Raw genomic sequence first — 21,074 nt, forward strand, 5'->3', positions numbered from 1 at the left:
AAAGGACGGCGGTTCTAAGACTGCTGTCCTTCTTCTATGGCAGAGCTGCCAGGATCGTCATCGCTCGCTGTGCCGGACAACAGCTGCTGCATGGCAGCCTTCTCCATCTGTCCCAACGCATGGCCGATTACATTAACATATCCCCCGACAGAGGCCATCTTCCCTTCGTAGCGTGTGAAATATAGCTGCCATACGGTATCCAGCGCTTCCGTTCCCGTTTGCCGCACCCATTCCGTCATTACTGCCGCGCCTTTAACACGGTACAGTTCGAGCGCACCCTCATCCAGATAGATGCTGGAGGTCGTCACAGGCTGTGCGGGCAGATCAGTCGGGGATACTTGCTTCCAAGGCGCTCCCTGGCTTTCGTGCCGAAAATATTGAACGGCAAATTCAGATAATCCTTCTTCCAAAAACGCATCGGTAACCGCATTATTCCCGATTGATGACGAGAACCACTGCTTCGCAATGGAACGGAGCGTGTCATCGGTTACGAGGGCATCAGTGGCATCCGAATCTGTCTGGCTGTCTCCAAGCTTGCCAAAGAGGATGATACCGTCCAAGCCTTCATTCATTTCCGGATACGGCGCTTCGACCATTTTCCAATGCTTCACCGGCAGCTTTCCCAATTTAACATTGTAGAATGAGATGGCGTCTTCGACGGTCGAGAGCCATTTCTCTTGCTCCCCCACGGAGCTCTGCCGTTGCTTGAACGTATAGAGCGACAATGTTCCGCCGCCTGTTAACGCATGCTTCGTTTCTTGATAGTCCGGGCTGGCATAAAATACGAACTGGCGGATGCTGTAGGCCTGAGTGTGCACAATTTGCCTATTCTGCTCCACTGTGCGCCCGACTTGGGTTCCGTTCGTAATCAAAGTCCAAGCGGCCGGCACATTCAGTTGGACATCATAATCGGCTGCATAGAAGAAGTCGCTTTTGTAGCCAGGATAATTGGGCACCCTGTTCCAAGCCTGACGTATCGGGTCATAGACGGCAAGCTGCGGCGTCCAATAAGTTCCGCCTGCATACTGTTCTGTATATGATAAACGCTGTGCCCCGTAAGGCACTAGTACTTCATATTCGATTCGGATCGAGGTCGTTGCTCCTGGCGCTAAAGCTTTGCCAAGCTTCACAGTGAGCGCTTGATTGGCGTGGGTATAGTCAAGCCTCTTTCCCTCTCCTGTCGTTACTTTCTTCATCGTTACGCCGCCAAAGAAGACATCGTTGTCGCCAATCGCGTTATGTTGTCGCTCAAGCAGCAGCTGCTCGTTGCGTTGTTGATATTGAATGGGCTGAAGCTCCGGCTTGCGATAGCTGTCGGCAAACCAATGAAAAACCAATTCCTGTAAGCTTCTATCATGCGCATTGCGGAAGGTGACGTTGGCTGACGCATGTATCGTATGCGTCTGTTCGTTCCAAGTTGCTTCGATAGCGTATTGAATCGGGGAGGATGAAATCATAGGATGCGAGGATTGGGCCTCACTCTTGTTCCCTAGCGCGCATCCGCTGAGCAAGCTGATTATAAGAAGCAGCAGGATGACCGTTATGCTGTGCTTGCACATTTTGCAGCCGGAGAGAGATGGATTTATTTGTATTTTACTCATGTTTGCTCCCCCTTCCGCCGATGAGATAAGTGACGTTACCTTGTAGAGGTTTACTTTTATTGTAGAAGAGGGGGCGGCAAGGCGCCTATCGATTTGACTTACGCGAGGCTTACAATTTTGTCACGAAATAAGTCGAAAAAATAGGTCTAATGGTCCTAAGGAGGAATATGTTACTATAATTAATATGTGAATATGATTATATATTTATATATTTATGAGTTTAGAAAGGGATGAACAACATGATTCTTCGCAAACCAACGTTACCCATAACCATTCATGATACTACGGTCGACGCATTGGATTCTTTGAAGCCGAAGCTTCTGTTTCTCCAAGTTACATCGCAAGACGTTGAATGTTTGCGCCGCCTGGCCCCGTACTTTGACAAGTACGCCGAAGCTATCACGGAGCGCCATTATGAGCTGTTGTTCCGTCTTCCTGAAATGAAATCACTCATTGAACAACACAGTACACGAAAACGGTTGACGGAGACTTTTATCATTTATTTACGTTCGATTCCGCATATTGCATTCGATGGCGAGTATGTGCGTACGCGCGAGAGAATCGGACAAGTGCACAGCCAGATTCAATTGGAGCCAGAATGGTTCCTCGCTTCGTTCCTTCGTGTATATGAATTTCTCGTCCCGCTCATTGTAAAAGACTTTCGCGCAGGGGAAGCGGCACAGATGACGCTGGCGCTTCATCGAATTCTAATGCTGGATGCCCAGATCGTATTGGAAGCGTATCAAGCTGCATATGAATATCGGATTATGGATTCGAACAGCAAGACGATGGAGATGCTCATCCAGATGGACGGCATTCATTCGCTGCTTCAATCGGCAGATAACTCGGTACACGATGCGTTGCGTATTCAATCGGCCGCAGAACAATTGACTTCTTCGATTGAAGAAGTATCGTCCCAGACGACAGATGCAGCCACAACGACGGATTGCATGGTCAGCGCGTTGCAAGAGAACAAGGCGATTGTCGAACAGACGATTCAAGGCTTTGAGGAAATGACGGAGATGTTCCGCGATACGAGAGATCGGTTTGAGAATTTGCAGCAGTCCATACAAGACTTGTCCGACGTCGTGCAGCTGATTGATTCGGTAGCGGATCAGACGCATCTGCTGGCGCTGAATGCCTCCATTGAAGCGGCCCGGGCGGGTGAAGAGGGGCGGGGCTTTGCCGTTGTGGCCGGAGAAGTCCGCAAGCTATCGGAGCAGACGAAGCGCTCGGTTCACAATGTCTACGAAGTGATAGGCAACATTCAAACGCTGGCAACATCTGTTCAAGAACGAACGAATAAGATGTCGGATCAGATGGAAGTCCAGCACGATAAAAATAGAAGCGCGTTCGACCAATTGGAACAAATGATGCAATCGGTGAGCGAGGTCGGGTTAACCGAAGACACAATCGCGTCTATCGTCGAACAGCAAGCGGCGGCAACGCAAGAAATAACGAACAACATGGCAGGCATTGTCAAGAACACCGCAGTGGTGATGGAGATGGCCAAGCGGACAGGAGAACATATATATACGACGAGCAAAACGGTCGAAAGCTTGCGGCGAAGCTCGTTGGAATGGTTCAATCATATGAACGACGCACAGTGGATTCGCATCATGAAGACGGATCATCTGCTCTGGAAATGGTGGACATACAATCGATTGTTGGGCTACGATGATAGCGACCCTGAATTGATGGAGAACTACAATCAATGCCGCTTGGGCAAATGGATTCAAGCGCAGCATGAGCAGAAGTCGTCTGCTCTTGTGCAAAGCCCGAAATTTCAAGTCTTGGTGGATCGGCACCGGGAAATGCATCTATTGGCAGGCAAAGCAGCGCGTCAATTTGATGAAGGACAGCTGGAAGAAGCGATACAGAGCTACAAACAGCTGGATGACAGCTCGCAACAATTACTGCAGCAACTGGATGAGCTGAAGGTGTGGCTGGAGAGCAAACCATCGGCTGCATCATCATAGCGGGGATATTTATGTAACCACTTACATTTACATGGTGTTTATTCCCTTGGATGGTTCAGGAAGATCGAAAGAGGCCGGTCAAAGGAGACTTTTTATGGGCGAAGCCTATACACTTAAATGCAGTCATTGCGACTTTCACACAAATGTTTTTGTCGGAATCGGATTTCAATACATTTATTTGAGCTCCATCGCCTCTTTCGTGCAGGACACGGCGCTGAAGCATCGTATAGCCGAGTTTGAAAAGGATAAAAGCACTCGATACAATGCTCACGATACCTTATATAGGTGTACGGCATGCCGTACGATCCGCAATGAGCTGTATTTGGAGATGAAGTCGGATGGCGATTATTTTATTACCGCTTATTCCTGTAGGAAATGCGGGGAAGCGATGCGCCCCGAGCAAGACGATCTGGCTGCTGTCCCGCTGGATTGTCCCGAATGCGCAAGCGGCAAACTGACGGCATCCTTTTACATGGATTGGGATTAGTAATCAAAGAACCGGAGTTAATGCGATGATTCAAATAACCCGAAAGCTTATACATTTAAACCGTCATAACAACAGATTGGATGCAGGAATCGTATCCGCGTATGCAGATATCATTGCCAAATACGGAAGTATCGATGACGCGATCGCTCTTGCTCAATGGTTTCTTGAAAGTCCGGCTGACTTTAACGGCAGCTTGTTGTATCCCATCATGAAGCATGGTAATGAAAAGTTGGCGAAAGAGCTTCATAACAACTGTTTTTACCATAACGAGCTAAGAGAAGGGATTCCGGATGATATCCTGCATGTGTTGGGCTACCTTGGCTTCACCGATTGTACGGAGCAGCTCATATCCTATATGGAAGCGGATGATTGGGGCTTATCGATGAGCGCCTGCATGGGGCTGCTCCATCTGCCCTGCGATCCTTACAAGGATCTGATTAAGTCGAAAATAGAAAAATGGGTCGGTCAAAGTTTATTCCACGAATTTTTGCCGGCCCTGAGCTTTAAATGCGCCGCTCCTGAAATCGTCCCCCGATTGACGGATTGGGGAGAACACGCGGCTTCAACCGATTGCAACGCCGGAATTATATTAGGCATCGCTTTGTTTGGAACCGGCCAGAAGGATGTGCTCAAACATATTTTATGGAGTCCGAATTGGGAGGCGCACGGTACGGGCACAGGCACCTGCATTTGGTCTTATGTGTCCATGCAGCACGTCGGATTGACCTTCAAGGAGCTGATTGGGGATATCAAACATGCTCCTGTGTTTATGGAGGACAGAACAGAACTGGATTATCGTTTGGACGTTCTCTATGAAATGCTGAGCCTAAAACTGACTTACCATAAACAACCAATCCGGTTCGCCTGTCAAAATAATGAATCCATCCGGGAGATCTATCAGGATTTATTCAGCTGGCCTACTCCACATAAAGATGAGTCGATTATCGGATTGATTATCGATCATTTCGGGTTGCAGAACAGTCTTTTGGAGAAATACTATGAATTAAGAAACCGTTTTGAGCTGAAAATCGATCATGAAATCGAGTTGGAGCATTTATTGCATGAGTACTGAACAATCGGTTATATGAAATAGACGGATGGCGTTTCTGGTTCTCCGACCCTATTTCTATTCTGGGACAGATAGAGGAAATTGCGAAGATGTTAGTGAAACGTTCCCAACCGTAATAGGAACCAGGGGAGAGTGGTTTCTGGTTGTCACACCTGTATGCATTCAGGATGGTCTAGCTTCTCACGATGGCCTCCCTGCGGCATATCGAGCGGGCCTCCAACTCTACCTTGACAGTGGTCTGTGGAGGCTTTTTCGGACAAAATCCAGAGAGACCATTTCAAAGGAACTGTGCCCCAGAATTCTGGAGAATAGAGAGTTAAGATATCACCTCTATTGATATGATGTAAAATGTTGGGGGAATCGAATGGGAAATAAAATTCTCAAGGTTGTTGATGGCTGGTGGCAGTCTGGCTTTTTTCACCGACTGCTAAGGAAACTAAAATAACGAATAGCGCAGCGATAGCATTCCATGTTAACTGATCACCCAACACTACGGTTCCTAACAAAATACCGAACAGAGGCACCAAATAGTTAGTGAGCGATGCAAATGCGGCGCTTGTTCGCCTAATCAAAATATTGTACAGCATGTATACGATTCCAGCTTGCAACACACCCAGTATAATAACGTCAAGGATTTGCTGCCAGCTCAATTGCACACGTAATGGATCTTCAAAAATAAAAGCAAGCGGCAATAAAATGACCGATGCAACAAATAACACATTTCGCATAGCCACAATCGAAGACATAGGAGGGAGACGCTTAATCAGAAGCAGCGATACCGCAAAGCTGAGAGATGCCCCTAATAAAGCGACATAACCCATAAAATTCCCAGCAAAAGAGATTGAAGAAATATCAGGGGCAAACAGCAGGCATAAGCCTCCAAATCCCATGATAACGCTTATCCATTTCTTGAATGGCAGCTTTTCGTCCGGCGCAAAAATTTTAACAAAAATAATCGTAAAAATCGGCACGGTGCCCAATAAAATAGAAGCAGTGCTGCTGTTAATATACTGCTGTCCCCAACCGATCAAGATGAAAGGCACAACCGCCTCCAGCACTCCAATCCAGATGAGTGATTTCCATATTCCGGATTGTCCTTGTGTTCTCTCCTTTTTACCGGAGAACAAATGTAATGTGGCAAGTGTGATGGTACCTAGCAAAGCTTTGCAGGCGGCTAATGTAATTGGCGTTATGGAATTGATCACCAAGTCGACAAAGAAAAATTGCGAACCCCAGATTAAGCCGATACCTAGCAACAGCAAGTAATTTATCCTGTTCATGAACATGTCCTCACTTTTAAAAATATATTTTGTCATAATGCGGTCCGGACAGTACGCCTCTTAAAGTACAGCAGCAAATAAACGATGTTGTCTGTTTATCATCCGGTTCATCATTTCTCTATCGTGCTTGCTTGCATGCAATGCTTCAGTCAGGCCGCTTGCCATCATATTAAATCTAGCGGTCTTATGAAGCAATAAAAAAATAGGGCATCTGTATCGGTACAGATGCCCTCTGGCGCGGAGTCAGATCGCAAGGATTTTTCTTTTTTAAACTGCCTGGCGTTTGAGACATGCGGGAGTCGTAGTTACTGATCAAAGGGGAGAGTGAGTGGAAGCCAAAAAATTCAATAGTTCAACTTATATAGCCGCTGCTTTCGTCGTCGTCATCATTAATTTCCGGTGTCCCCAGCCTTAGGACGATCGCGGCGCCCACAGCATAATGGCTACGCCCGCCAGACAGAAGACGGCACCGACCCAGTCGTAAAAGTCCGGCGTCTTCTTATCCACCCACCAGCCCCAGAGAACTGCAAGAATGACGAATACTCCTCCATAAGCCGCATAGACGCGACCGAATGAAGGAAAGGATTGCAGCGTAGGGATAACACCATATGCGATTAAGATAAGGCTTCCGACGATGCCATACCATAGCGGCCGGGCTTCGCGCAGCCAGAGCCACACCATATAGCCGCCGCCGATCTCAGCGAGACCAGCAACAATAAAGAGCAGTACAGCAATGAACATTTAACCACCTCGAGAAATATCAACAATGTTGTCCTCACTATATCGCAAACCCTATCGGATGAAAAGACAGTCCTTACTTCTACGCCAAGCATGGCAACTGGAGCGCACGACATTGAACGGGGACATTCTATGGCGCCAAGAAAGGACATGCAGCGCCTTAAAAAGTTAGGGTTGACTCTCACGTAACGTGATCCCGTATCTTCATTAGTGACAAGGATAGGAAAGGGGATTACAACATCATGAATATTAACATGCATGATATGGTGCAGAGGCAACGTGATATTATCGCGCTGCCGCAGGAACTGAGGGAGGAAGCGATGCGCAAGCGTCTGCTGGGGCCGTTCGAGGGGATGATAGGCTATATCGTGCCGCCGCAAAATGATCCGCTCGAGCAGTTCGGCCTGATGCGGCCGGATGGTCCGACGGAGCGGTATGAAACGGTGCTCAACCTGTTGGCAGAGGCGGATGCCGAGGAGCTGTGCCGTCAAGCGCTGGAGCAATCGTGGGCAAGCTTTAACGATCTTGACTATAAGCCGCCCGTAACGGACATCGAATTTGGCCTCTTTTTGCTGGAAGATCGTCAGCCTGAGATGGCGGCATTTCATCAGGGATATACCGGGTTCGCAGGCATTCCGGGCTACATTATGGTTAACGTATGGCCGAATGAATTCAATCTTCCGCGTCTTCCGGCTGCCGCTGCCCATGAATTCAACCACCAAATGCGGCTTGGCAGAAGCATTTGTGCATTCGCTGTACGGTTGGGATAAAGTCGGGCCATGGGTAAGCCGGGTGGATGCGGAGTCATTGGCACGGGCGAAGCAGTTAATCGGCGCAGCGCTGCATGTCAGCGGCTTCAACGAGGTGAGAAGCTATATTTTTGGTGATGAAGTCATGGCGATGTTCGGAGGCGAAGCGATCGGAATGCCGGCTTCCGGAGGATATGCTGTCGGATATCACATGGTCCAGGCTTATCTGAAAAAAACTGGCAAGACGGCAGCGGAGGCGACCTTGACGCCGACCAGCGATATCATCAAGGAGTCGCGATATTTTGAATAAGCGCTGAGCGGTTGCTTGCTCATGAGTCTGGCAAGAGGCAAATTCGACATCGAATTACACCTTGTTATGTAACTGAAAACAGGCCCCGGCAATCAAGCTACCGGGGCCGCAGCATAAATGCTACCTGCCTTTATGCTTGTCTTTCTTCTTCTGCATGCGAATGCTCCGCTTCTTCTCCTTCAATGCCTCGCGCTGCTCGCGTGAACGATGGGTGCGTTCCTTCTTCCGGCTCTCCAGCTCCAGCCGCAGCGCTTCTTGCGACTGCGAAGATATGCCTTGCAGCTGCATCTCTCTTGCCACGAGTCTAGCCAGCCGTTTCGGATTTACGCGGCGGGCAGGAGCGCAAGCCGCCTCGGCACTCTGCGAGACGAGCTCGATTAACGGCATCATGAGCGTCTGTACGAATTCCAGCACGTCTGCATCTTTCGGCTCGGAGCCGAACACATGCCGGCACGCTTTCACTTGATTTCCATCTGCTTTCTCCACTACGCCCACCCAGAACGGGGCATCAAAAAATACGGTCAGTTTCACATTCAGTTCCCCCTCAAACAGACTTCGAGTGACGGACATCCCGAGGGGGGAAGGTTACTGACATCCGCGGCATTATGAATGGACGGATGCGTCCGGACTACCGACCGAACCGTGTTTTTACACTCATGAACAGTATATCGCATAATTCCTATAGATTATATATGGGAGGGGCATCGATGAACAGTAAAGGGGGAGGAAAAATTGATGTTCTCCCTCCCAAACCGAAAGTACGAATTCGTGTTGAACGCGGAGCATTATTATATACTTGCACTTGTTCTTATCGGAATTCCCTTGCTGGTCCTGTTTGCATGGCGCAACCGAATGTCTTTCATGAAGCGCAGGCTTATTCTCCTTGCGATAGCGTTTCTTAGCTTCGGTATGATAGGCAGCTATTATATTGCGCAACTGCCTGCCTATACATATGAAGATGCTGTGCGTTTAGTAGAGCGGGAGGCAGCGGCGGCTGGACGGAGTGTGGAAGTGATCGTTCCGAAGACGGGATCCGACCGCGCATTAACGCAGGGAGAGCAACCCTGGCTGCAGCTTGTCATTGGCAAGTATGCGATTCATGTGCGGGAAGGAGGAACGGGGCAAGTATATCTTTTTGACCCAGAATCCGGAACATATGAACTGTTCACCAAGCAGAGAGAAGGATGGCCGCTCGATTTGGATGAGGGAGCGTAGGGGCTTTGGACAATGGCCGACAAGATTGCGCCTGCCTGACGATGTGCCTCCCGTTTTCCTCTGCCGCCCTGATCATGATATGATGATGAAAGAGGAATACTTGAAGCAGCGGAATGTGGAAGCATTATCGGGGGATTGCTATGAATATGAACACGAGTAAGCGGTACATGACCATTTATGATGATATCAAAGGGAAAATTGCATCCGGGCAATACGGTCCGGGGGCAAAACTGCCGTCGGAGCATGAATTTTGCGGCATCTATGACACGAGCAGAGGAACGATTCGCAACGCTCTCGACTTGCTTGTCGAGGAAGGGCTCGTGAACCGTCATCCGGGCAAAGGCGTGTATGTGCTCGACAACAATGCCATTTCGTTCTCGTTCGGCGGACTGGTCAGCTTCAAAGAAGCGAGCGAGAGCAGCGGACAGCATTTCGACACGGCGGTTCCGTATTTTGCGGAAATGAACATAACCGACAAGCTGCATCAACGGACACGCCTGCCTCTAGGTGAACAGGTGTACTGCCTGCACCGTGTGCGTAAGCTGGATGGGGAACGCATCATTTTGGATATCAACTACTTTTTAAAAGAGAAGCTGGAAGGATTGACGAAAGAGATAGCCGAACGATCCATCTACGATTTCATCGAACAAGAGCTGGGCTTAAAGATAGGCTTTGCGCAAAGAATCATTCAAGTCGAGCCGGCGACGGCGAAGGACCGCGAACATCTGGATATGAAATCGTACAGCTTCGTCGTCGTCGTGAAGAACTTCGTCCATTTGCATGACGGCACCTTGTTCGAATATACGGAATCGCGCCACCATCCCGAGCGCTTCGTCTTTACTGACTTTGCACGCCGCCGCTAATTTAGAAGGGACGAGCTGTCCTTTTGCAGTTGATCAATTTCCATGCGATCGTCTCGATACAAGGCAAGATAGCCGATTACGGCAATATGATGAGGACAGTAAGGGGGATAAACGTTGTCTAATCCGGAACAAAGACAAGAGCAGCATCAAGAGATGCCGGAAGATGTCGTTTTTTACCGGGCGGAAAGTGAGATCGGAACGCCGCTGCCCTTCAAGGTATATCGTTGGAATCGGGCGGGCGGCAGCATCCGCGATCATACGCACGATTATTTTCAAATTTGGTATGTCGTCAAAGGCGAATTTATGCATACGATTAACCAGCATACGTACCGGATGGTCAAGGGCAACATTTTTGTCATTCCCCCTTATGCCGTTCACCGTGTGTCGCTAGTGCCGGGACAGGAAATCGATATTATCGGGTGTGAATTTCTGCCGCACTTCATCGACGAGCAGTACCATCCGCATAATGGCAGCAGGGGCGGGTTCGATTATTCCTACCTAGAGCAGTTCATGCTTGACGAGGAGCATGTAACGCCGAAAGTCGCGCTGTCTGGAGAGACAGATCTCGAAGTGTCGCGCATCCTGCATGATATGCTGGAGGAGCTCCAGCTTGGCAAACGATACTATGAGCTTGTTCTGAAGGCGGATCTGCTTAAGCTCATGTCGATCCTCGTCCGGGAGATGGCCCGGCAATCCGGCCAATCGAACGATGAAGACGAACGGTTGGAGAAATTCAGAGAATTGATGACCGGGGCAATCAATTACATCCACGAGCACTATAATGAAGAGCTGCGTCTAGAGATGCTATGCCGTAAGTTTAATATTTCAAAATCGTATTTTTGCGTGTTGTTCAAGCGGTTTACCGGCAAGACGTATAATGACTATCTTGTCGACCTGCGGGTTCACAAGGCGGCTGCGATGCTGTTGGATACAGACATGTCGGTGACGGACATTTGCTTCCAGGTCGGGTTTAACGACGTGCCTTACTTTTCAAGAGTGTTCAAGCGCCAGACGGGCGTCACCCCTACTCATTTCAAGAAGAATGCTTTATCTATATAATCGTGTAATCCAGCTGAATTTGTTTGGCTGGATTTTTTGCGTCCAGAAGGTTATTCATCCACTGAAAATGGGTAGTACTAAGTAAGAAAACGCTTGGTATATATTACATGAAGCCGTATTTAATAACTTGTCTATACAAGTGTTTACAAACCTGTCTATACAAGTTATAATAAATTCGACAATCATGGAAGCGATTCCATTGGGGAGGTTAACACATGGCTATCAAGCAACAGTCGGTCGAGCAGATTTTGGATGCCATTGGGGGAAAAGACAATATTGATGCCGTAACCCACTGCGTGACCCGGCTGCGGTTCGCGCTGAAGGATGAGGGCGTTGTGGATCAACAATCGCTTGAGCACAATGAATTGGTCAAAGGATCATTTTCAACGAATGGACAGTTTCAAGTCATCATCGGGCCCGGGCTCGTTGAGAAAGTATACGGGGAGCTGCTGGCCCTGACCGGAGGCGAACGCGCTTCCAAGCAAGACATTAAGGATGCGGCGGCAAAAAAATTAAATCCGCTGCAGCGTGCGATCAAAACGCTGGCCGATATTTTCATTCCGATTCTGCCTGCCATCGTAACGGCCGGTCTCTTGATGGGGATCAACAACATCTTGACGGGCAAAGGGATATTCTTCGCGGATCAAGCCTTCATCGATGTGTACGGTCAATGGAAAGGCTTCGCCGAAATGATCAATCTGATCGCCAATACGGCCTTCGTCTTCCTGCCGGGACTTATCGGCTGGTCTGCCGTGAAGAAGTTCGGGGGCAGCGAGCTGCTCGGGATCGTGCTCGGCCTGATGCTCATTCATCCTGATCTGATGAACGCATGGTCGTACGGAGATGCTCTTGCGAACGGAACCGTACCGCATTGGAACTTATTTGGCTTCGAATTTGAAAAGATCGGGTATCAAGGCCAGGTGCTGCCGGTGCTCGTTTCCGCTTTCTGTTTGGCCAAAATTGAGTCATTTTTGAACAAACGGGTGCCTGACGGGTTCAAATTGCTGCTCGTCGCACCGATTACGCTATTGCTGACCGGATTTTTGTCCTTCATCGTTATCGGACCGCTGACATTTACGATTGGCAATGCGATTACGACGGCATTCGTCGGAATATTTGAACACTTTTCTATATTGGGCGGACTCATCTACGGCAGTCTGTATCCGCTTCTAGTTGTCACGGGCATGCACCATACGTTCCTGGCCGTTGATTTGCAGCTGATTGCCAGCACGGGCAGCACGTTCTTGTGGCCGATTTTGGCCCTGTCCAACATTGCGCAAGGCTCGTCGGCGCTCGCCATGATGTTCGTATCCAAAGACGAGAAGCTGAAAGGGATGTCGATTACCTCCGCAATCTCGGCTTATCTGGGCATTACGGAACCAGCCATGTTCGGTGTGAACCTGCGCCTGCGGTACCCGTTCATTGCAGCGATGATTGGTTCGGCTCTCGGAGCTGTCGTTATTACAGCGTTCAAGGTTAAGGCCGTATCCATCGGTGTGGGCGGGCTGCCGGGATTCTTGTCCATCTTCCCGCAGCAATGGGTGCCATTCTTCATCGGCATGGCGGTTGCGTTGGTAGTTCCGTTCGTCATTACGCTCTTTATCGGGAAGACAAAGCGGCAATCGTAGTAGAGAATGCAAAAAAGAAAGACATGGTGGTGCAAGTGATGAAACAGGAATTGGAGCAGGAGTGGTGGAAGAAATCAGTCATTTATCAAATCTATCCGAAGAGCTTCAACGATACGGATGGAGACGGACTTGGCGATTTACAAGGCATTATTGACAAGCTGGACTATTTGCAGGAACTGGGCATCGATGTCATTTGGCTCACTCCGATCTATGAATCTCCGCAGAAGGATAATGGTTACGACATTAGCGACTATTATCGTATCCAGCCGGAATACGGCACGATGGAGACGTTCGAGGAGCTGCTGCGCGAGGCACATGCCAAAGGCATCAGAATCATCATGGATATCGTCGTCAACCATACGTCGACGGAGCATGCATGGTTTAAGGAGTCGGCCCAAGGCACAGACAGCCCTTTGCGCAACTATTATATTTGGAAAGACGGCATGAACGGCGGAGCCCCGAACAATTGGCAATCGAAGTTCGGCGGCAGCGCCTGGGCATATGACGAAGCGACGGGGCAATATTACTTGCATCTATACGACGTGTCCCAAGCGGATTTGAACTGGGAGAGCCCTATGCTCAGGGACCGTGTGTACGACATGATGCAGTTCTGGCTCGACAAAGGCGTTGACGGGTTCCGGCTGGATGTCATCAACGTCATCTCCAAGGATCAACGCTTTCCTGATGATTCGCTGGATATGCCGACGGCTGACGGACGGAAATATTATACGGACGGCCCGCGCATTCATGAATTTTTGAAGGAAATGAACGCGCGAGTATTTTCGCAATATTCACAGCTGCTGACGGTCGGCGAGATGTCTTCGACGACGATGGATAACTGCGTGAAGTACACTCGACCGGATGAGCGCGAGTTGAGCATGGTGTTCAACTTCCACCATCTGAAGGTGGATTATCCGCAGGGTGAGAAATGGGTGGCCGCTGAATTTGATTTCTTGCAGCTGAAGCAGATTATGAGCGACTGGCAAGTAGGGATGAACGCAGGCGGCGGATGGAACGCTCTGTTCTGGTGCAACCATGATCAGCCGCGGGCCGTGTCCCGGTTCGGCGACGACGGGGCGTACCGCGTGCCTTCCGCCAAGATGCTCGCGACGACGCTGCATCTGATGCAAGGGACGCCATACGTGTACCAAGGCGAAGAGCTTGGGATGACGAACCCGCATTTCGCTGACATCGCCGATTACCGCGACGTTGAATCCATCAATGCGTATCAGATGCTGCGGGAACGCGGTGTTTCCGAATCTGATATGATGGCTGCTCTGCAGCAGAAATCGCGCGATAATTCTCGTACGCCGATGCAGTGGAATGATTCGGAGCACGGCGGCTTCACGAGCGGAACGCCGTGGATCCAGACATCGCCGAACTACCGCACCGTTCATGCCGAGGAGGCGCTGCAGAATCCGGATTCCATTTTCCATCACTATCGCACATTGATTGGTTTGCGCAAGCAATACGACATTATCGTGCACGGCGATTATAAGCTGCTGCTGGCTGACCATCCGGACATCTTCGCGTATGTGCGTTCCTACAAGAAGGAGCACCTGCTCGTCGTAAGCAATTTCTACAGCCGCGAGACAACGTTCACTCTGCCACAGCAGGCTGGAGTATCTGGCGATGCGCGCATTCTGCTAAGCAACTATGCGGACACGCCGAATACGATGGAACGGCTCGTCCTGCGCCCATATGAATCGGTTGCTTTCCATGTGGTGAACGACAAGTAAGATGTAGTCGCTGAGCCACATTGACATGACATGCTGCACGAGGCTGAACAACTTGTGCTCAACAGAATATAGAAGCTCTATTAGAAGCTCCTCTTTTTATAGGGGGAGCTTTTTAATATGAGAAAAAGGATGAAATTGCGAGGGACTGCCTGATCCTATTCTTTAAGTGCTTATGCACACTCTCCCGTTCGCGCAGGAACGGCAAAGGTGTGAGGGCATCATCTTGAATGCAGACTCTTATAGTCATTCTCCCCCCGGTTCAGGTATGTCGTCAATACTGATGTCGCATATATTCTGCACTTATAATTAACGTAAGGAGTTTTAACTTTTTTGCTGGAGAGTATCTTGAATGCAGGCGCTTATAGTCACTCTCCTCCCAGCTCAGTCACGCCATTATTACGGATATCGACATTTTCCAAACCCATAATAAAAAAGCTGCTAGGTACTAGTCAAACGATATGCTTGAAGTGAAAGGTGAATATGAGTAACGGGGATAGTGGTGCTAAGAGCGTAGATACATCGATGGAGCGGCAAAATTTCGGTGAGAGCATACGTTCTTTCTAGAGACCGGATTAGTCATGACGGATCACAATCGGCGGGGCTGTCTGTAGACGACATAATGGCGCTGAAATTTTGGTCAAAAAAATGGAGCATGTCATTGGGGAATTGAGGCGGCTAGGCGAACGGTTAGCGGAGGGCTGTCGAAGGAGTCAGGAATCGAACGGATGGCAGCGAGGCTGGAGCGGATGGGAAGCATATGCGGCGTTCTATCTGTGGAGAAGCTTGGTGGATGATGATCCGAAGGCCTCCACAGATGAACTAGCATAGCTTGCAGCGGTGAAATCAGGAATTAGTCCAATTGATTCCACTTATTCCCGAACACTGGCGGCACGTAGCTGCTCAATTGATCCAGCAGCTCGGCAGGTTCTGGCGAGTTCAATATTAATTGCTCATGTTCCGCCTTTACGAAGCCTGCTTGAATCGAGTGACGCACCATTTCCATCATCGGTGTATAGTAGCCTTCGATATTGAGCACGCCAATCGGTTTTTTATGAATGCCGAGCTGCCCCCAGCTAATCATCTCGAACAGCTCCTCGAACGTGCCGAAGCCGCCCGGCAGGGCGATGAAGGCGTCGGCCAGATCGCTCATCGTCGCTTTGCGTTCGCGCATGTCTTTCACTTCAATCAGTTCCGTCAGCTGCGTATGAACGATCTCGCCGCGGAACAGTCCGCGTGGCATGACGCCTGTCACTTTGCCGCCGAGTCGGAGCATTTCATTGGCGACCTCGCCCATCAATCCGACATTGGAACCACCGTATACAAGCTCCAGCTGCCGTTCGGCCATCAGACGTCCCAACTGCTGCGACTTCACTGCAAAGTCTGGGTGGTTGCCTAGATTCGAGCCGGCATAAACGCATATTTTTTTCATGATAGAGTGCCTCCTTTATCTGCTATACTGTTCTAAGTATAGACATCATGGAAGGGGAAAGGAAGTTAAAAAACGATGGAGATGAAGCCGTTCCAAGAATGGGTGCAGCAATTTTACCGTGCGCGGGAGTGGTCGCAGTACAATCCGTTTATCCGCGTGGGCTTCCTGATGGAAGAGGTCGGGGAAGTGGCAAGGGTCGTACGGGCGCTTGAGATCGGGCGCGATCGTCCGGATGAAGGCGAGAAGAGCGGTGAGGAACTGCGGCAAGAGCTTGTGGGGGAATTGGGCGACGTGCTTGCCAATCTTATTGTTTTGTCGGAAAAATACGACATCGAGCTGAGTGAAATAGCGCAGGCGCATATAGAAAAGCTGGAGAAGCGATTCGGCAGCAGCGAAGGTTAAGTCTCGATTTGAAAAAGTTGCCGGACGAGCTGCTCGAAGCGGATGAAGGCCTGCTGGAGCAGGCGGCGCGACAATCGAGAGCCCATCGATAGAAGAAGCGGGATAGATGAACGATGTCATTTATCCCGCTTCTTCTATATTAAATATATAGGCTGTCCTGCTTCGATGTCACCGGTCTTCAAGACTGAGGCGTACACGCCGAAGTTGCTGCTCCGCTCCTGCACGACGGTCTTCAGCAGCGAAGCATCCCGTTCCCCGCTGTCCGGATCGACCGTAATGATCATGCACCGTTCGCACAAGCTGTTCAATTCTAACTCTGCAGCTCCAATGCGCAACCTTCTGCCGAGCCATTGTTCTTCGACGAACGGAATGGGGTCATCCAATTGGATGAATAGATTCGGCCGAAAACGATTGTAATCGATGTGGCCTCCCCACAGCTGTTCCAGCTCTCTAACCGATGCATCGGTCACGAGGAGGATGTGAGCTTCCTCAAGGGCGCCGAACGGGACGTGCTGCGGCGTATAGCTATGCGGCGAGATGGCTCGCTTTGACTCCTGTTCCAGCTCCAGCTTCAGCGCCTCATCCTCCCAATCATATACGATGCCATTCGGTGAACGAACCTCTACACGTGGATATTGCTCCGTATTGTCCGGTCCTGCAAAGCGGGCTTCATATTGTGCCATTTTCGGACACTGGGTAATCGTTACATACTTCCCTGGCCGCGTGTCATCCAAGAAGACGTGGCTTCGATCCCCGTATAAGCCATAATCCATCAACTTCGTGTGTTGAACTCGCTCTCCCCGGAAGGATTTCACCGGGTGTCTTACGATTTCTTTGAGTGCGCCGATGTGTTCCATAGTTCCTTTCACGCTCCGATTCAAAAGGTTATCAGTAGTTGTTGCTTCCATTGTCTGCTATTCAATCGTTTCGGTCAAGGCGTGCCGTTCCCCGGGGAGAATGTCTTCATTTCACAAATGGATGATTACGGTTTTATCCGAGAGGATGCCCATTCGACGATCGTGCTGCGCCAAGGCGATAGCAGTAGAAGCAGATGAAGGCTAATACGAGGGATAGAATCGGAATGCCCGCCAACATTAAGCGGATGCCTATAATCGCTGCTTCAGGCTGGGTCGGGGCGTTGGCGACATAACCGCTCTGTTCCAGCACAAGGCTCATAACGACTGCCTGCAGCGACACGCCGAAGCGGATGATGAAGCCGTTCATGCCGAAATACATGCCTTCACGGCGCGCTCCCGTTCTGCGTTCATCCTCGTCGATGACTTCGGCAAGCAGGACGTCAAGCAGCATGATGATGCCTGCCAGACCGAAGCCGATGGCCGCTCCCGTCACATAGGCAGCAGCCGGGGAGATGACGAACAAGAGCGGGGCTAGCGCCACAGCGTAGCATACGATGGCGGCCAGCATCGTCTTGCGCGGACCGAAGCGGTTCGTCCAACGCGCCCATACATAGACGCATGGAATGGCGGTGACGAAGACGAGACCGAGCAGAATTGAATTGGCGCTTTCCTCTGCATGGAGCGCATATTTGGTGAAGAACGGAATCGCCGCGGGCAGGAGGGCGAAGGTCAACTGCACGAAGAAGCCGCCGAGGACGTAAATGACGAAGAAGCGGTTGGAAAAGGTATGCACGACCGATTGCCATAAGCCGAATGTGTCCGGGGCCGCCAGTTCGTTTTCTCTCGAACCCCAGACCAGCGCGCCCATGAACAGTGCGGCAGTGATACCGAATATAATTCCCATCGCTCCCCAACCGTAACGGTCGTAGATGAGCGGCGGCACAGCCACGCCGGCAATCATGCCGATGATGCCGAACATCTGCTTCCAGGACGAGGCAGAGGCGCGTTCTTTCATGGTAACGAACATTTCGGGAAACAAGGCGGAGTAGTTCAGAATGACAAGCACGTAGAGCACGTCGTAGAGCAGAACGATGAAGAGGAAGTACCAGAACAGACCCATGCCGGAGGAGAGCGGGAACCATAGCAGCGTAAATACCGCCGCCAGCGGAATCATGCCAAACGCGATATAAGGGACACGGCGCCCCCAGCGCGTGCGGAATCGATCGGATACATAACCGAAGAGAGGATTGAGAATGGCCCCTAATATGCCATGGATGACCATCGCTATTCCGATAAGGCCAGGACGGACGCCGAGCACGTCGACGTAATAATACACAATGTAAGCCGAGAACATCTGTGCCATTAGGTTGGAGGATAAGTTCCCGGACGTAAACGCCGTTTTGCGGGCTGGAGTGATGTGAATGCCCATATGCTACCGCCTCCTATTGACGCGGCGGCGGCATGCCCTGCTGCACGTCCCGCAGATCGGCCCAGCGTATCAGATGAATGCCTTCATCGGCGATAATCTGCTTCATGACTGGATCAAGCAAGAGCTGGAACTCGATACCGCGCCGCTCCCAATGCGGTGTAATCGCCTGCAATTCCCCAGTGATGAACGAAGGATGGATGATGATTTCGGACAGCCCCGGCTTCAAGCTGCGGAGCAGCGCGATCATCGCTGCTTTCATTTGTTCCTCGCTCTGCCCTTCCTGACTTGCATAGGGGAGACTAAGCAGTTCATCCAGAATGACGACGCCCTTGGCTGCGGCCTGTTCGGCCCGCTGCAGTGCTAACGGCCCCATCTCTGGAGGAAGCTGCATGCCTTCAATCGACTTCGGCAGGCGGAAGGGCAAGCCGTATTCTGCGCAAACATCGAACACGATGTCAAGAAAATCCCGGCCTGTCGCGAGGCCGTATAAGCTGCCCATATGATTGTCGAGATGCGTAGGATTCATTCCGATAGCGTACGCCATCTCGAGCTGGGCGATGATTTCGTCGCGAACTTGTTCTAGGTCGGCTTGCTGTTCGAACGCTAGACAGTCGCTTGGAAAATACCCCTCTGCCGTGACGAGTGATGAGGTGTCGCCGCGGCGGTTAACCGGCCCCCATTTGAAGCCTTCCCATTCGCTTGTAAATGTCAGGTGTATCCCGACATCGGCCTGTGGATGGGCGGCACTCCAGACCGCCGCGTCCTGAGCCCATCCGCACGGCATCATCACCGTAGCGGACGATACGGCGCCTTCGTCGAGAAGCTGCTTGATGGCTTCATTCGTAGCGTGGCACATGCCGAAATCATCCGCATTGACTATGAGCAGCCGATCCGTCGCTTGATACCCGAGCGCGCTCAACACATTCATCGCAAACGCCTCCGTTTTATATTGGAATCGTTTTAAATCATGCTTAGTAAGACTATATTCCTGCCAAGTTGGAAACTTGCATAACTTGTATGGAAGTGCTTGTTTAATAAAGCAACTTTTCAGATCCAAGATATCTCCGTTATGGACATATTTGGAATCATTCAATTGATTATGACAAAAGTTACTGTTAATATTAGTACCAAGTATTAATACCAATTACCAGACATGGCGAGGTGGGAATGGTGATAAAAGCAAGAATTACGGCTATCGGAACTTATGTGCCACAAAAAAAGCTAACCAATGTGGAGCTTGAGGGCATGGTTGAAACGAGCAATGAGTGGATTTTGCAAAGAACGGGCATTCAGGAGCGCAGAATGAGTCAACCTGATGAATTTACAAGCGATCTATGTGCGGCTGCTGTGAAAGATTTGATCAAAAGATACAATAAAAACGTTGAAGATGTAGATATGATTATAGTTGCAACAAGCACACCTAACTTTTCATTTCCCTCAGTAGCGTGTCTGATACAGGAACGTTTACAAATTTCCCAGACGGCTGGGGCGATTGACATCAGTGCGGCCTGTGCAGGATTTGTATATGCATTGCATACGGCACACAGTTACATTGCGTCTGGATTGCATCGGAAAATATTAGTGCTTGGAGCAGATACGCTTTCAAAGATTACGGATTATTCGGACCGAAGCACTTGCATATTATTTGGTGATGGCGCTGGCGCTGTGCTGGTTGAAAGAGATGATCAATTTCAGAGCTTCATCGGATTCCATTTGGGGAGCAATGGGAAAGGGGCACAGCACGTATATCGCACAGGTCTAGCCAACAAAATAAATGAGATTGAATTAGTGGATACTCAATGTCTTGTTCAAAATGGGAGAGAGGTGCTGCGGTGGGTTGCTCGAACGGTGCCTTCCGGTATTCATCAGCTGTTGGATAAAGCTCACTCCGATTTGGATCAAGTAGACTGGTTCATCCCTCATAGCGCTAATTTGCGTTTGATCGAGCCGATTTGCGAGAAGTTGAATTACCCAATGGAAAAAACATTATATAGCTTGGTCAACTTCGGGAACACCTCGGCTGCATCTATTCCCTTATCGCTAGATCTGGGTATCCGTAATGGCAAGGTTCAAAATGGAGATCGGGCGCTTATGTACGGTTTTGGCGCCGGGTTGGTTCATGCAGGGCAGCTTGTGCACCTTAACTTTGACGAACAGATATCGGAACCGACACCGCTGTAACATGCGAAGAAAATGAAAAAAGAGCCGCAGCCCGTTGTGTGAAGTGCTCCCTGTCAAGT

General features: G+C 50.0%; 20 protein-coding genes and 1 pseudogene. 13 read left to right on the top strand and 8 right to left on the bottom strand.

Annotated features, from left to right (window positions below; all coding sequences use genetic code 11):
- Positions 1-14: 14 nt before the first annotated feature.
- Entirely contained in the window at positions 15-1,601 is a 1,587-nt protein-coding gene (locus A372_RS0122030) for a hypothetical protein (RefSeq protein ID WP_019423072.1), read from the bottom strand.
- A 239-nt stretch (positions 1,602-1,840) separates the two neighbouring features.
- On the opposite strand from A372_RS0122030, the gene A372_RS0122035 reads away from it, so the two are divergent.
- The 3 genes from A372_RS0122035 to A372_RS0122045 all read left to right on the top strand — a co-directional run bounded on the left by A372_RS0122035 (position 1,841) and on the right by A372_RS0122045 (position 5,139).
- Entirely contained in the window at positions 1,841-3,580 is a 1,740-nt protein-coding gene (locus A372_RS0122035; RefSeq protein ID WP_237728580.1) for a methyl-accepting chemotaxis protein, read from the top strand.
- Between the two features lie 94 nt (positions 3,581-3,674).
- Positions 3,675-4,067: a hypothetical protein gene (locus A372_RS0122040; RefSeq protein WP_019423074.1), complete on the top strand. Its 393-nt coding sequence runs from the start codon at positions 3,675-3,677 to the stop codon at positions 4,065-4,067.
- Positions 4,068-4,092: 25 nt separating this feature from the next.
- Positions 4,093-5,139 carry a hypothetical protein gene (locus A372_RS0122045; RefSeq protein ID WP_019423075.1) on the top strand — a complete coding sequence of 349 codons (1,047 nt, stop codon included), beginning with the start codon at positions 4,093-4,095 and terminating at the stop codon, positions 5,137-5,139.
- 377 nt (positions 5,140-5,516) lie between these two features.
- On the opposite strand, the gene A372_RS0122050 is transcribed toward A372_RS0122045, so the two are convergent.
- Together A372_RS0122050 and A372_RS0122055 are read right to left on the bottom strand one after the other, a co-directional pair.
- Positions 5,517-6,416, bottom strand: coding sequence for a DMT family transporter (locus A372_RS0122050; RefSeq protein ID WP_036705011.1), 900 nt, complete (start codon positions 6,414-6,416; stop codon positions 5,517-5,519).
- A gap of 411 nt (positions 6,417-6,827) precedes the next feature.
- The gene (locus A372_RS0122055; protein ID WP_019423077.1) at positions 6,828-7,157 is read right to left on the bottom strand and encodes a YnfA family protein; all 330 of its coding nucleotides are present in this window, start codon (positions 7,155-7,157) and stop codon (positions 6,828-6,830) included.
- A gap of 404 nt (positions 7,158-7,561) precedes the next feature.
- Here A372_RS0122055 and A372_RS38745 point away from each other — a divergent pair.
- A pseudogene (locus A372_RS38745) lies at positions 7,562-8,213 on the top strand (DUF2268 domain-containing protein).
- Positions 8,214-8,333: 120 nt separating this feature from the next.
- Here A372_RS38745 and A372_RS0122070 read toward each other — a convergent pair.
- Positions 8,334-8,744, bottom strand: coding sequence for a YjdF family protein (locus A372_RS0122070; RefSeq protein WP_019423080.1), 411 nt, complete (start codon positions 8,742-8,744; stop codon positions 8,334-8,336).
- A gap of 204 nt (positions 8,745-8,948) precedes the next feature.
- Here A372_RS0122070 and A372_RS0122075 point away from each other — a divergent pair, with 204 nt between their 5' ends.
- From A372_RS0122075 to A372_RS37570, 7 genes are all read left to right on the top strand, one after another.
- A complete protein-coding gene (locus A372_RS0122075; RefSeq protein ID WP_019423081.1) occupies positions 8,949-9,428 on the top strand; it encodes a hypothetical protein in 480 nt (159 codons plus the stop codon).
- Positions 9,415-9,588, top strand: a complete 174-nt coding sequence (locus A372_RS37565) for a hypothetical protein (protein WP_157259655.1) — start codon at positions 9,415-9,417, stop codon at positions 9,586-9,588. Before A372_RS0122075 ends, A372_RS37565 begins: the two co-directional genes overlap by 14 nt.
- Positions 9,575-10,291, top strand: coding sequence for a trehalose operon repressor (treR, locus tag A372_RS0122080; RefSeq protein ID WP_026011227.1), 717 nt, complete (start codon positions 9,575-9,577; stop codon positions 10,289-10,291). Before A372_RS37565 ends, treR begins: the two co-directional genes overlap by 14 nt.
- Positions 10,292-10,405: 114 nt before the next feature.
- Positions 10,406-11,350, top strand: a complete 945-nt coding sequence (locus A372_RS0122085) for a helix-turn-helix domain-containing protein (protein ID WP_019423083.1) — start codon at positions 10,406-10,408, stop codon at positions 11,348-11,350.
- Positions 11,351-11,565: 215 nt separating this feature from the next.
- Positions 11,566-12,978, top strand: coding sequence for a PTS system trehalose-specific EIIBC component (treP, locus tag A372_RS0122090; RefSeq protein WP_019423084.1), 1,413 nt, complete (start codon positions 11,566-11,568; stop codon positions 12,976-12,978).
- A gap of 38 nt (positions 12,979-13,016) precedes the next feature.
- Positions 13,017-14,717 (top strand): alpha,alpha-phosphotrehalase, encoded by a 1,701-nt coding sequence (gene treC, locus A372_RS0122095; protein ID WP_019423085.1) that lies wholly within the window; start codon positions 13,017-13,019, stop codon positions 14,715-14,717.
- Between the two features lie 633 nt (positions 14,718-15,350).
- On the top strand, positions 15,351-15,545 hold the full coding sequence (locus A372_RS37570) for a hypothetical protein (RefSeq protein ID WP_157259656.1): 195 nt from the start codon (positions 15,351-15,353) through the stop codon (positions 15,543-15,545).
- Between the two features lie 22 nt (positions 15,546-15,567).
- Here the strand turns inward: A372_RS37570 and A372_RS0122100 are convergent, their stop codons facing one another.
- The gene (locus A372_RS0122100; protein ID WP_019423086.1) at positions 15,568-16,146 is read right to left on the bottom strand and encodes a TIGR00730 family Rossman fold protein; all 579 of its coding nucleotides are present in this window, start codon (positions 16,144-16,146) and stop codon (positions 15,568-15,570) included.
- A gap of 75 nt (positions 16,147-16,221) precedes the next feature.
- Here A372_RS0122100 and A372_RS0122105 point away from each other — a divergent pair, with 75 nt between their 5' ends.
- Positions 16,222-16,548, top strand: a complete 327-nt coding sequence (locus A372_RS0122105; RefSeq protein ID WP_019423087.1) for a MazG nucleotide pyrophosphohydrolase domain-containing protein — start codon at positions 16,222-16,224, stop codon at positions 16,546-16,548.
- A gap of 134 nt (positions 16,549-16,682) precedes the next feature.
- Here the strand turns inward: A372_RS0122105 and A372_RS0122115 are convergent, their stop codons facing one another.
- The 3 genes from A372_RS0122115 to A372_RS0122125 form a co-directional block, all read right to left on the bottom strand.
- Entirely contained in the window at positions 16,683-17,405 is a 723-nt protein-coding gene (locus A372_RS0122115; RefSeq protein ID WP_019423088.1) for an MOSC domain-containing protein, read from the bottom strand.
- 133 nt (positions 17,406-17,538) lie between these two features.
- Positions 17,539-18,834 (bottom strand): MFS transporter, encoded by a 1,296-nt coding sequence (locus tag A372_RS0122120; RefSeq protein ID WP_019423089.1) that lies wholly within the window; start codon positions 18,832-18,834, stop codon positions 17,539-17,541.
- Positions 18,835-18,847: 13 nt separating this feature from the next.
- Positions 18,848-19,762 carry a polysaccharide deacetylase family protein gene (locus A372_RS0122125; RefSeq protein ID WP_019423090.1) on the bottom strand — a complete coding sequence of 305 codons (915 nt, stop codon included), beginning with the start codon at positions 19,760-19,762 and terminating at the stop codon, positions 18,848-18,850.
- 239 nt (positions 19,763-20,001) lie between these two features.
- On the opposite strand from A372_RS0122125, the gene A372_RS0122130 reads away from it, so the two are divergent.
- A complete protein-coding gene (locus tag A372_RS0122130; RefSeq protein WP_019423091.1) occupies positions 20,002-21,015 on the top strand; it encodes a ketoacyl-ACP synthase III in 1,014 nt (337 codons plus the stop codon).
- Positions 21,016-21,074 lie beyond the last annotated feature (59 nt).

Source organism: Paenibacillus sp. OSY-SE (assembly GCF_000283315.1).
Classification (GTDB): Bacteria; Bacillota; Bacilli; order Paenibacillales; family Paenibacillaceae; genus Paenibacillus_B; species Paenibacillus_B profundus.

Coding starts and splice junctions, on each gene's coding strand:
- A372_RS0122130 (WP_019423091.1), top strand. CDS start 20,002: ATGGTGATAAAAGCAAGAATTACGGCTATCGGAACTTATGTGCCACAA.
- A372_RS0122050 (WP_036705011.1), bottom strand. CDS start 6,416: ATGAACAGGATAAATTACTTGCTGTTGCTAGGTATCGGCTTAATCTGG.
- treC (WP_019423085.1), top strand. CDS start 13,017: ATGAAACAGGAATTGGAGCAGGAGTGGTGGAAGAAATCAGTCATTTAT.
- A372_RS0122045 (WP_019423075.1), top strand. CDS start 4,093: ATGATTCAAATAACCCGAAAGCTTATACATTTAAACCGTCATAACAAC.
- A372_RS0122115 (WP_019423088.1), bottom strand. CDS start 17,405: ATGGAACACATCGGCGCACTCAAAGAAATCGTAAGACACCCGGTGAAA.
- A372_RS37565 (WP_157259655.1), top strand. CDS start 9,415: ATGAGGGAGCGTAGGGGCTTTGGACAATGGCCGACAAGATTGCGCCTG.
- A372_RS0122055 (WP_019423077.1), bottom strand. CDS start 7,157: ATGTTCATTGCTGTACTGCTCTTTATTGTTGCTGGTCTCGCTGAGATC.
- A372_RS0122105 (WP_019423087.1), top strand. CDS start 16,222: ATGGAGATGAAGCCGTTCCAAGAATGGGTGCAGCAATTTTACCGTGCG.
- A372_RS0122120 (WP_019423089.1), bottom strand. CDS start 18,834: ATGGGCATTCACATCACTCCAGCCCGCAAAACGGCGTTTACGTCCGGG.
- A372_RS0122075 (WP_019423081.1), top strand. CDS start 8,949: ATGTTCTCCCTCCCAAACCGAAAGTACGAATTCGTGTTGAACGCGGAG.
- A372_RS0122125 (WP_019423090.1), bottom strand. CDS start 19,762: ATGAATGTGTTGAGCGCGCTCGGGTATCAAGCGACGGATCGGCTGCTC.
- A372_RS0122100 (WP_019423086.1), bottom strand. CDS start 16,146: ATGAAAAAAATATGCGTTTATGCCGGCTCGAATCTAGGCAACCACCCA.
- A372_RS0122030 (WP_019423072.1), bottom strand. CDS start 1,601: ATGAGTAAAATACAAATAAATCCATCTCTCTCCGGCTGCAAAATGTGC.
- A372_RS0122035 (WP_237728580.1), top strand. CDS start 1,841: ATGATTCTTCGCAAACCAACGTTACCCATAACCATTCATGATACTACG.
- A372_RS0122040 (WP_019423074.1), top strand. CDS start 3,675: ATGGGCGAAGCCTATACACTTAAATGCAGTCATTGCGACTTTCACACA.
- treR (WP_026011227.1), top strand. CDS start 9,575: ATGAACACGAGTAAGCGGTACATGACCATTTATGATGATATCAAAGGG.
- treP (WP_019423084.1), top strand. CDS start 11,566: ATGGCTATCAAGCAACAGTCGGTCGAGCAGATTTTGGATGCCATTGGG.